This is a genomic window from Paenibacillus sp. FSL K6-2859, assembly GCF_038008265.1.
In the GTDB taxonomy this organism is placed as follows: Bacteria; Bacillota; Bacilli; order Paenibacillales; family Paenibacillaceae; genus Paenibacillus_AQ; species Paenibacillus_AQ nitricinens.
Genome location: NZ_JBBOYU010000001.1, coordinates 2,009,970 through 2,022,496 on the forward strand (window position 1 = coordinate 2,009,970; position 12,527 = coordinate 2,022,496).

Consider the following 12,527-nt stretch of genomic DNA (forward strand, 5'->3'; position numbering starts at 1 on the left):
TGATCTTAATATGTATAAAAAATATCCAATTTCTTCGAAAGGAGCATTTCATAAATGCAAACGTGTGGCTCAAATTTTTTTAGAACAATTGATGAGTATATACTAAATTCGATTCGAGGAATGGAATTAGAGAAAATCTCAAAAAATCGGATAAATCCTAATGGGATTATCAGGATTACTTTTCTTTATTTTTACTTTTATGATAATTCGAGTTCGTTCAATACATAAAAATACTGGTTGACAATACCATAAATACAGCATTAGTATGTAAATCAAAATATAGCAAGCGTTTACATTGGCTGAATTTGGGGCGGAATTCGTTGTACTTAAGAATGAGTTTTATGTACTTAGGTTTGTGCAAGACTTGTTGCAAACGTTTGCACTGAGTTCATTGTTTTTCTGATAATCTTTTACTTTGAAAAGGATGGTGATGCTGTTAATCCGGTTTGACGAGCCACACACATAGACTTTCTCCAACAACAGAAGGAAGACACATGATTTCATAACCTCAGAATAATTGGCGGGGTTCGAGAAATTATGTATCCGCTTGCACAAAAGCAATTCATAATTATGGGAGGTTTTACAAAAATGAAAATAAATTTATGGGGTAAGAGGACGTTCGCGATCTTCATGATCGTTGCTCTTGTGTTTTCCAGTCTTGGCTTACACCCTGTTAAGGTTTCTGCAGAAACGACAAAGGTAGTTTTGGTCGGTGATTTGCAATCACAGTTTATTTCTACTGGGGGGGAAAATCCCGGTAAGGATTGGGATGAGACATCAGTAGTCACCCAAATGACTTACTCAGACAATGGTCTGTATTCTTTTACTGGGACTCTACCAGCGGGGGAATATAATTACAAGGTTGCTCTGAATGATAGTTGGGATGAGAACTATGGCTTTGCAAAGTATACAAACCCTCAAGGGAAAAATGATGGAGAGAATATCCACATAAAGTTTGAAGAAGAAACGACTGTAACCTTTTATTACAATGACATCACTCATAAAATAGCTGATTCTACGTACTACACACCAATTGCTGCGGATAAGCTGCCAAGATTAACAGGAAACCTGCCAGCAGAAGTATTGTCTACTTTATCAGATCCTGATTTTGATGGTGTCTACAGTACAGTTGTTACTGTGCCGCAGGGAGATTACACATACAAGGTTTTTGTTCCAGGAGCTACAGAATCAGAAGATATGTCTTATCCGGAGACCGATCTGACATTGAGTTTACCGTTAGATCTTAAGGTAACCTTTAAGTACAACACGGGAGAACATAGTGTAACTGCAGAATATAAAATTCCTTCGGAACCTGTAGAGGTTACACCTGTTCCAGCAGGGCATATTCGTGTCCACTATCAATCTAGTGATTACACCGATAAGGGATTATGGTTATGGGGTGATGTTGTAAGCCCTTCTGATGGTTGGGCGATGGGTGCAACTCCCTTTCCTGAAGGACAATTGGATTCCTATGGAGCATATGTAGATGTGCCGGTGAAGGACGGGGCCAAGACAATTTCATTCATCACACTAAAGCGTGCTAGTGGTGACAAAGATGGAGGAGATAAGAACTTCGCGATTAATACTCCACAAACCAATGAAGTGTGGATCAAAGAAGGTTCCGATGTAGTTACGCCTTATGAACCAGTTAAGCTTCCGGCAAATACCGTTCGGATCCACTATATGAGATCAGATTCCAATCAAAGTCAGTATGGATTATGGTTGTGGGATGATGTGGCAGTTTCACTTAAGGATTGGCCTAAAGATGCAGTTCCATTCCAAGCAGATCAAGTAGGACGCTTTGGAGCCTATATTGATATTCCATTGAAAGAAGCTGCAAAAAAAATAGGTTTTCTCGTAGTGAACCCGTTGAATGGTGATAATAAGGACGGCGGTGACAAAGGCTTTACTCTGCTGGATCGTTACAATCAGCTGTGGATAAAAGAAGGAGACAACAATGTATATGTTTCTCCATTTGGTGAAACACCTATCGGTTTAGTTTCCGCAGAGGTGTTATCAACTAGCAAAATCCTCCTTGGATTTACGTTAACTGACGGCTTGGATGCAGCAGCATTGAAAAATGAGATTACCGTTAAAGATAAAGACGGTGTTTCTATTCCTGTATCGGCTGTAACCATTACCAGCAAAACTTCAATTGAAGTGGATACAGCAGCCTTTGATCTGGATAAAGTTCCGCTTAGCGTTACTTATTCAGGTAAAACGGTCTCAGCGGCTAGTGGTTGGAGAATGCTTGATGAAATGTACAATTATACGGGAGACGATCTAGGGGCTACGTACAACGCTGACAAAACAGCCACGTTAAAATTGTGGGCACCTAAAGCTAGTTCGGTTGTCGTCAATGTATACGATAAGAACGACTCCAATGTACTAGTGGGTAGTGTGGACTTAACGAGTGGAGAGCAAGGGGTTTGGTCGGTCAAGTTAAAACCAAATGACCTGACAGGCACTACCACAAATGATGTAAGAGGATTCTTTTATCAATACGAAGTAACAAATGACGGTGTAACTAATAAGGTTCTAGATCCTTATGCTAAATCAATGGCGGTATTTACTGTGGATACTACAGGTGCTGCTGGTGTCGGCGGTGATACTGTCGGTAAAGCGGCTATCGTTGATTTAAGCCAAACGAACCCGGATTCCTTTGGTTATGCTGACATTACAGGTTATGAAAAACGAGAGGACGCTATCATTTATGAAGTCCATGTCAGAGACTTTACATCCGATGTATCCATTCAAGATAGCCTGAGCGGCGAAAGATGGGGCTCTTATAGCGCTTTTGAAAAGAAGCTCGATTATATTAAATCTCTTGGTGTGACTCATATTCAATTACTTCCTGTAATGGCTTGGTATTACGGGGATGAAACAAAGATGGGGACTAGAGAGACAGATTATTCCGCCAAAAACAATGAATATAACTGGGGTTATGATCCTCACAGCTACTTCTCTCCAGACGGTGCTTATTCTCAGAAACCTGCCGATCCTGAAGAGCGAATTAAAGAGTTAAAGGGTTTAATTGACGCCGTGCATGAAGCTGGAATGGGTGTCGTTCTGGATGTAGTATACACACATATGGCTAAAAAAGAATTCTTAAACGACATCGTACCTAATTACTATGCGTTCCAAGATGCAACGGGCAACTTTATCGGAGGTTTCGGAAACAATCTGGCCACCAACCACAAAATGGCTGAGAAACTAATGGTAGATTCCGTGAAATACTGGTTTGAAGAGTACAAGATTGATGGGATGCGCTGGGATATGATGGGCGATGCGACAGCAGAGTCTGTGCAGCATGCTTATGATGCCGCGGCAGCAATTAATCCGAAGGCTCTTTTTATTGGTGAAGGTTGGAGAACATTCGGCGGTGCTGCAGCTGATCCTTCCCTTGCTGGGAAAGGTGCAGATCAGGACTGGATGGATAAAACGGATAGCGTCGGTGTTTTCTCTGATGAGTTCCGTAATGAATTGAAATCTGGTTATGGCTCTGAAGGTCAGCCTAGATTTATTACGGGCGGTGCGCGTCCAATCACGACAATCTTTAACAATATTAAAGCACAACCATCTAATACGCCCACTGATGATCCAGGGGATATCGTTCCGTACATCGAAGCACATGATAACTTGACGCTGCATGATGTGATTGCACAAACGATCAAGAAGGATCCTACAATTGCAGAGAATGAGCTTGAAATCCAGAAGCGGATTAGACTTGGCAACATGCTTGTTCTAACCTCTCAAGGAACAGCTTTCATTCATGCGGGCCAGGAATATGGACGTACTAAGCAGTGGAAGGATACTACGGTTCCTCAGGATAAATACACTGAAATGTTTGATAGCGAAGGAAAATCCTTCGGTTATTTCATTCATGATTCGTATGATTCTTCGGATGCGGTCAACATGTTTGACTGGACGAAAGCAACGGATGAATCACAATTCCCTGTCCAGAACACGACAAGAAAATATACTTCGGGTCTAATGGAACTGAGAAAGTCCACGGACGCATTCCGATTGGGAGACAAGGATCTGGTTAATTCCAATGTTAACCTAATTCCTGCTCCAGAAATGAAGACAGATGATCTTGTTATTGGTTATTCAAACAAAGCTACAGATGGCACAGGTATCTATTATGTCTTCATGAATGGCGATAGCACAGCAAGAACACTGACCCTTTCGGACGATTTGACGAGTGGTCAGGTGCTTGTCGACAATGATGAAGCTGGTGTCACTGCAATTCCGGTGAGTCAATGGAGCGGTTTCTCCTTAACCGCAAATTCAATTATGTTAGAGCCTTTAACTGCTGTAATTATCAAAATGGAAGCTGAAGCCGCTACGCTTACTTCTTTGGAGACCGAGAATGTGAGCTATACGCTGGCAGCAGGCAATACGCATCAAACTTCTGTTTTTGCGAGATATGATGACAACAGCAGAAGAAACGTTACACAATCAGCTACTTACACTTCCAATAAACCTGAAGTGGCTACAGTAAGCAATAAAGGTCAAGTGAAGGCGATTGGCAATGGAACAGCTGTAATTACCATCACTTATGGCGGTATTTCTACATCTGTTACCGTTAAGGTTACGGATAAGAGATATGTCCTGTTCACTTATACGCGTAGTGATAAGGATTATAAGGATTGGAACATCTGGGTTTGGAATACGGGAGTTAAAAATGACCAGATTGATTTTAATACCTTTAAGGATGGTAAAGCGAGTGTCCTAATTGAGGTTGCTGAGAATGCGACAAAAGTAGGGTTCGTCATTCGTAAAGGTACCGATTGGTCGATTAAGGATCCTTACGGGGATGATCGTGAAATTCCATTGACGCCGGGTGAAGGGTTCACGAAAGTGAACGTAACTAGCGGGGTTAAAGAGTTTGATATCAAGCCAAGTATTAACGGTCCAATTCTAAAAGATGGAACGCTTACGTTTAGATACCGCGATGATGCCTTGTTCCGTAATGATAATATGGCTGCGATTACAGCTGCTAAAGTAAAAGTAAATGGCATTTCGTATCCGATGACTTACGATTCCGCTAATGAGTGGTTCACTTATACGTTGACTGATTTAGTAGAAGGTACGTATAAGTATACGTTTTTGATCACGAAAAACGGTGTCACTACTGAATTAACGGATCCTAAGAATACGGTGAATGATGAATCTGTTGTGGTGTATCATATTCCTGACGTTACGATTACGACATCCGTAAGTCCAGAAGCAGTTACATCAAATCAGAATGCGGTTGTAACGATCAATGCATCTTCTTCAGACGATGTAAAGTATTCGGAAGGTTATATGGATTTAACTAACCTTGGAGGACCAAGCAGGGTCAAGTTAGATACAGAATTGATGAAACAGACGGTTGCTGTAAAGGACACGGTGTCTGCGGGAATCAAGAATATTTCGATCACGCTCGTGGACCAGTACGGCAATGCGCATAAGCAAAATGCAACAATCGAGGTTAAAGCTAGAACCTATACAGGTGATAAGCTTGATTTTGATTGGGATGAGGCTCGTATTTACTTCGCGCTTACAGACCGATTTAAGGATGGAGATCCTACGAATAACGAGAATGTAGATAAAGATCATCTAGAAGCTTATCATGGTGGGGATTTCCGAGGCATGATCGAGAATTTAGATTACTTACAAGAACTCGGTATTAACACACTTTGGATTACGCCAATTGTAGATAATATTGATTTTAATAAAGGTGATGGCTTCAAACAATACGGATATCATGGCTATTGGGCCAAAGACTTTACAAAACTCGACGAGCATCTTGGTGATATGGAAACCTTCAAGGAATTGATCGAGAAGGCACATGACAAGGGCATCAAGATCATGGTAGACGTTGTACTTAATCATACGGGTTATGGTCTTAAGGCTACGGATACCGATCCAACAATTACAGCAGAGGATAAAGCGCGTTTTGAAGGAATGCTTCGTTCGGATGGTGTATCCGCGGATACAGATCCAATCAAAGGCGAGCTTGCAGGGTTGCCGGATTTCAAAACAGAAGATCCAGCCATTCGCAAACAAATTATCGATTGGCAAACAGGCTGGTTAGACAACGCTCGGACGGAACGTGGAGATACGATTGACTATTTCCGTGTGGATACAGTCAAACATGTAGAAGATACAACTTGGAAAGCATTTAAAAATGCATTGACTTCAATTGATCCAAACTTCAAAATGACCGGTGAATACTTCGGCGGAACCATTGATAGTAATGGTGGAATGCTCGAAACTGGTCAAATGGACGGTCTGCTTGATTTTGGATTTAAGACAGCAGCGAAGGATTTTACCGATGGCAAAATAAACAGTGTGGATTCCTATCTACAGGTACGTGAGACGAAGCTAGACAATACAAAGGTGATGGCTCAATTCCTAAGTAGTCATGATGAGGATGGCTTCTTGTCCAATTATGTAGATGGAGACAAAGGCAAGCTGAAAATCGCAGCCGCTCTGCAAATCACCGCCAAGGGACAGCCAGTCATTTATTACGGAGAAGAACTAGGAAAATCGGGCAAAAATGCAGGAGACATGTCTAAAGGTGAGTTCAGTGAGAACCGTAAAGATATGCCGTGGGATCAGTTGACTGCAGAGAAGCCACTTCATGATCATTATCAGAAGCTGTTGAATATCCGTGCAAAATACTCCAAAGTATATTCCAAAGGTACACGCACGAAGTTGGCAGGCTCAGATGATTTAGGTTATCTAGCTTTCAATAAATCTTATGAAGATGAGAACGTTGTAACGGTTATTAACACTAAGACTAGTGAGGTATCTGCAACGATTCCAGTACCGTTTACTGCCAATTCGACTGCAAAAGATGAATATAGTGGTAAAACCTTCACGGTATCCACTGATCAAAAAGTAACCATTGATCTACCAGGCAGAGATGATGGGGGTACGGTTATTCTATCTGGGGTATCTAAAGTGACAGCAACACCATCACCTGGTGGTAACGTTGTTAGCCCAACAACCCCTGCTGACACTCAAGTTGTCAGTGAGGACAGCTTGAAAAATGGTAAAGATGGAAAGGTGCAAATCGATATTGCTGCAGGTAAGACAGCAGTGTTGTTACCGTTGCAAGCTGCAAAAACGTTAGGATCGAATAATCTAGTATTTAGAATGGGGGATTTATTAGTTACTATCCCTAACAAACTGTTAAGTACAATACCAAGTTTAGCTTCAGTTGTGGATGCAGAAGGTGCTCAAATCCTGTTGGAGCTGAATCCATTGGTCCAGTCTGCTGCGAAAGCAGTAGTAGATGGTTTAAACAAAGAGGCAGGAACCGTAACTTCGCTATCCGATGTGTTTGAATTGAGACTTAGTATTTTGAAGAAAGACGGTACCCGGATTGTAGTTAAGAAGTTCGATGAACCGATTACGATTTCGTTTAAAATTAAGGGCCAATTCAATAAAGATTTATTGGGTATCTACTATTTGGGCGATAATGGTGAGCTTGAGTACGTAGGAGGACAGCTGAATGATGACGTGATATCTGCACAAGTCACGCACTTTAGCAAATATGGTGTACTTGAGATTGTGAAGTCGTTTAAGGATGTTCCAAATACCTATTGGGCATTTAACGTAATTCAGTCTCTTGCAGCAAAACAAATTGTTTCAGGGGTTACAACAACCGAGTTTAATCCGAAGAGCAACGTTAGCCGTGCAGAATTTACCGCATTACTAGTTCGTGCACTCGGTTTAAATGCTGAGGGACAGGTTCAATTTACTGATATTAAGTCAGATGCATGGTATTCATCATACGTAGCAACAGCGTCTAAGCTCGGCATTGTTAGTGGTCGAAGCAAGGATACCTTTGCACCGAATGCTTCCATTACCCGTGAGGAAATGGCTATCATGGTAATCCGTGCGCTTGAAGTGAAGTCTGGTAAGAAGATCGACCCAGCAGTGGGTGTCACGACATTTGCAGATGCATCTAGTATCAGCAAATGGGCAGATAGCTACGTGAAGACTGCGGCAGGTCTAGGGCTTCTGCAAGGCAGAGAGAACAATCAATTTGCTCCAAAAGGGTGGATGACCCGCGCCGAAAGCGCACAGATTATTTATACGCTAATGAGCAAGTAAACTGGACTTCGGTGTGCTGATTGTAGTGCACCGAAGTATTAGTAGTTGGCTAATAATGTGTAAGTCATGCTTAGTAATCTCTAATTAAAAACAGGGTATCCCACAGCTATCATAGCTAGTGAGATACCCTGTTTTATTATGTTATGTTTTTTACGGTCAAAGGCTTAAATCTAGTTGATTGCTTTAAGTATAGCGAAACCATAAGCAGGCATCTTCACGTTCAGCTTGCCACGCTCAGCACGCACTGTATCGGCAGTGAATAAGTTCTCCCAATTTCGCTCGTCTACGTCAACACGGAACGTTTGAGCGGTCTCTTCGCTATTGATCAGTACAACTATAGTCTCAAGATCCAATCGGCGCTCATAGGCTATCTTACTGCCTTGTCGACCTGCCTCCAAGAAAGTAAATGTCCCCGTACGAAGTGCAGGTTGCTCATTGCGTATTTGAATGAGCTGACGGTAGAATTCGAACAGATCATGATCCTGCTTCTCAGGGTTCCACTCCATGCATTTACGACAACCTGGGTCACCCTCACCGTCCATTCCGAACTCGTCGCCATAATAGATACAAGGAGTACCCATAAAGGTGAACTGGAATAGTGCAGCTAATCGCATTTTATTTTTGTCGCCCGCAGCCAGCGTAAGTAAGCGTGGCGTGTCATGACTATCTAACAGATTGAAGGCAACTTCACTTGCCTGCAGTGGGTAACGCGATAACTGTCTGCCGATAGAGTTGGCAAATCCCTCTGCATCAAGGTTACCGTGAACAAAAAAGTCTAAGACGGCATCAGTGAAGGGATAGTTCATGACAGCATCGAATTTATCACCCTCCAGCCACGGAGCAGATTCATGCCAGATTTCTCCAAGGATGTAGGCCTCAGGATTAGCGCGCTTTACCACCTTGCGGAATTCACGCCAGAAATCATGGTCTACTTCATTGGCTACATCAAGGCGCCAACCATCGATTCCAACTTCTGTAATCCAGAATTCAGCGACCTTCAGTAAGTACTCTTTAACTTCAGGATGTTCAGTATTAAGCTTTGGCATATGTGGTTCAAAGGCAAAAGTATCATAAGTAGGAATGCCGTTTACAACCTTAAGCGGAAACTCACGAATATGGAACCAGTCTTTGTAAATGGAGTCTTCTCCCTTTTCCTGAACATCTAAAAATGGAGCGAAGGTTCCACCGGAGTGGTTGAATACAGCGTCTAACAGCACACGAATTCCACGTTTATGGCAGAGGTCGACGAGTTTTTTTAACGTTGCAATATCCCCGAAATGCGGATCAACTTTCATGTAATCTTCTGTATCGTATTTATGATTAGTAGTTGCAGTGAAGAGTGGTGTGAAATAAATAGCATTGATGCCAAGCTCGTTAAGATGATCCAGATGATCAATAACCCCTTGCAGGTCGCCGCCAAAAAAATTGGTTGGTGTTGGCTCTGCTCCCCATGGCTGAACATCTTTTGGATCAAGGCTAGGGTCACCATTTGCAAATCGTTCAGGGAAGATCTGATAGAAAACAGCGTCCTTTACCCAGGCAGGTGGAGTGAACACATCAACGGGGTTAATAAATGGGAACTCGAAAAGCTTGTTTGGATTTTCTGGGCGATTCGTTTGAAAATCATTTTCGGTCATCCAAACTTTCTCGTTATCCTTTTGCAGTAAGAATCCGTATTTCAATCGGCGATAGATGGGAACTGAAGCACATTCCCAATAATCGAACATAGCATCAGAAGTGAAGAGGGTCATGGGAATTAGCTCTTTCGTGGTATCCCAAGTGTACTTATCCCCTGCAAAAGCAAATACTTCTGTTAAATCCCCTTTTTTAGCGCGGAGACGCAAGTGAATCGTACTCTCATTATAGGCATAAGACCAATTTAACCGCGGGCGATGGTACACAGCTTCCAGTAACATGAATAAGTCCTCCTAAAGTTTTGTAAGCGATACTTCCCTGACCAGCTTCAGCAAAACTACTTCGAAAGCATACGCTTAGTTTTGTAAGCGATACTTCCCTGACCAGCTTCGGCAAAACTACTTCGAAAGCTTACGCTTAGTTTTGTAAGCGATACTTCCCTGACCAGCTTCGGCAAAACTACTTCGAAAGCATACGCTTAGTTTTGTAAGCGATACTTCCTTGACCAGCTTCGGCAAAACTACTTCGAAAGCATACGCTTAGTTTTGTAAGCGATACTTCCCTGACCAGCTTCGGCAAAACTACTTCGAAAGCATACGCTTAGTTTTGTAAGCGATACTTCCCTGACCAGCTTCGGCAAAACTACCTCGAAAGCATACGCTTAAGTTTTGTGAGCGATACTTTTCCGAACCATTGACCACAGCGCGTGGAGGTTAGAATGTCGCTATTGTTATTGGTTGCACAGTTTTTTATGCAACATGCGCAAATGATGAGGCAATCTTGCACAAAACAAAGAGGCACAACCGCCGCGAAGTAGCTTGTCCGAGGTTGTACCTTTCATAAGTAACATTGCCTTTTAGTTATATAAAACAGGAGGCAGACAATAGATGCGTTGATTCATGTTGGAGTGCCTCTTAACGATTTGGATTATAACATGGAATAAAAGGGCTTTCAATACTCTTGTTCAAACCATTGCACAAATTTTCACTTAAGTATATGCGCGTTTCTACGCTCAGATAATTGTAAATCTATAGGAAAAGTGAATTTGTGGGATATGAGGGGCAAATAAATTAACAATTCCATTTTTAAACACATGAATTATCGATTAATTAAAAGATATCATGTGAAAAATGGAGATAAATGCCTATAGTCTTTATCAATTAATGGAAAATGGTCAAATATGGTATGTGCAAACGTTTTTAAAAACAAACGATACTGTTGTATGATGTATTCATGAATGAAGCGCTTTCTTGCACTGCGAATTGCACCTCAAGAAGGAGCGAGCTAAAAGAATAACTTTTTTTTTAGCTTTTCTGAAATCGTTTGCGCAAGTTTCTGGTTCTACTATTTTACCATCTTATTCTTTTTTAAAATTGGGAGGGGTTAAAGTAATGAAGTTGAAAAAAGTGATGGTTATCACCGCTGCTGTCTCTATGGCACTGTCCGTTACAGCGTGTGGTTCGAACAACAATGGGAATGCCGGGGGAAACAATGCAGCAAAAGCTACTAATGCTGCTAACAACACTACAGAGACTGCAGCGCCAGAGAGCACAGATGCAGCTGCAACAGGAGAGATTGTCCCTGAAGATGGAGCGACTCTAGTCGTATGGGAAAGTAAGGAAGAAAGACCATTCGCAGATGAAATTGCTAAGCAGTTCACAGCGAAATATAACGTTCCAGTCAAGATCGAAGAGTTGGCACCACCAGATCAAGTAACTAAACTTACGCAAGATGGTCCTTCAGGATTAGCTGCAGACGTTATCCTTATTCCTCACGACAACTTAGGTAAAGCGGCAAGTGCGAGCTTGGTTCTTCCAAACGATGTCTTCGGTGAAGAAACAAAAGCTAGCAATACTGAAGCTTCGATTATCGGATCTTCGTACGAAGGCGAATTGTATGGTTACCCAAGAGCAGCAGAAACTTATGCATTGTTCTACAATAAATCACTCGTTAAAGAAGCACCTAAGTCTTTTGACGATGTTCTTGCTTTCAGCAAAACATTCACCGATAAATCCAAGAACAGATACGGCATTATGTGGGAAGTAGGAAACTTGTACTTCAACTACATGTTTATCGCTTCCGATGGCGGATATCTGTTCGGTAAGGACGGTACAGATAAAGAAGATATCGGACTTGCTAATGATGGAGCTGTTGCAGGACTTAAAGAATTTGTGAAAATGAAAGAAGCATTGCCAATTAAGAGTGGAGATATCAATAGTGATATCAAACGCAGCTTGTTCAACTCTGGTGATGTAGCGATGGATATCACTGGTCCTTGGGAGCTTGGAGGCTACAAAGCCGCTCTCGGAGATAACCTTGGTATCGCACCGATCCCTACAGTAAATGGCAAAACAGCCATCACATTCTCTGGTATCAAAATTTTCGCAGTTAACTCGTTTACTCAATATCCGAATGCTGCTAAATTGTACGCTCATTTTGCTTCAAGCAAAGACGCTCAATTGTTACTGAACAAAACGATCGGTTCTGTTCCTACTAACAACGAAGCGCTTCTTGATCCACAAATCGTTAATGATCCATTCGTATCCGCTTTTGCAGCACAAGCTAAGAGTTCCCAACCAATGCCTTCTATCCCTGAAATGGGTAACGTTTGGAGCCCTGTAAATGCAGCACTCCCAGAAATTTGGGATAAGGGTGTAGATCCAAAAGCAGCAATGGACAAAGCCGTTCAACAAATCAAAGATTTGAACAACAGTTCATCGCAATAAGGATCATAAATCACAGTCTTAACAGCATACAGTGAATCAAGCTGCCCGTCGCAT

General features: G+C 42.0%; 3 protein-coding genes. 2 read left to right on the forward strand and 1 reads right to left on the reverse strand.

Features of this window, described 5'->3' with window-relative positions; translation table 11 throughout:
* Positions 1 to 588: 588 nt before the first annotated feature.
* The gene (locus MHB64_RS08685) at positions 589 to 8,112 is read left to right on the forward strand and encodes a pullulanase (RefSeq protein WP_341134165.1); all 7,524 of its coding nucleotides are present in this window, start codon (positions 589 to 591) and stop codon (positions 8,110 to 8,112) included.
* 170 nt (positions 8,113 to 8,282) lie between these two features.
* Here the strand turns inward: MHB64_RS08685 and MHB64_RS08690 are convergent, their stop codons facing one another.
* The gene (locus MHB64_RS08690) at positions 8,283 to 10,028 is read right to left on the reverse strand and encodes an alpha-glycosidase (protein WP_094873921.1); all 1,746 of its coding nucleotides are present in this window, start codon (positions 10,026 to 10,028) and stop codon (positions 8,283 to 8,285) included.
* Positions 10,029 to 11,138: 1,110 nt separating this feature from the next.
* Between MHB64_RS08690 and MHB64_RS08695 the strand changes: the two genes are divergently transcribed.
* Positions 11,139 to 12,473: a sugar ABC transporter substrate-binding protein gene (locus MHB64_RS08695; protein ID WP_094870355.1), complete on the forward strand. Its 1,335-nt coding sequence runs from the start codon at positions 11,139 to 11,141 to the stop codon at positions 12,471 to 12,473.
* The last annotated feature ends 54 nt before the right edge of the window (positions 12,474 to 12,527 follow it).

What these genes read in the sequence shown, in the direction of transcription:
- MHB64_RS08685 (WP_341134165.1), top strand. Translation starts at nt 589, where the DNA reads ATGAAAATAAATTTATGGGGTAAGAGGACGTTCGCGATCTTCATGATC.
- MHB64_RS08690 (WP_094873921.1), bottom strand. Translation starts at nt 10,028, where the DNA reads ATGTTACTGGAAGCTGTGTACCATCGCCCGCGGTTAAATTGGTCTTAT.
- MHB64_RS08695 (WP_094870355.1), top strand. Translation starts at nt 11,139, where the DNA reads ATGAAGTTGAAAAAAGTGATGGTTATCACCGCTGCTGTCTCTATGGCA.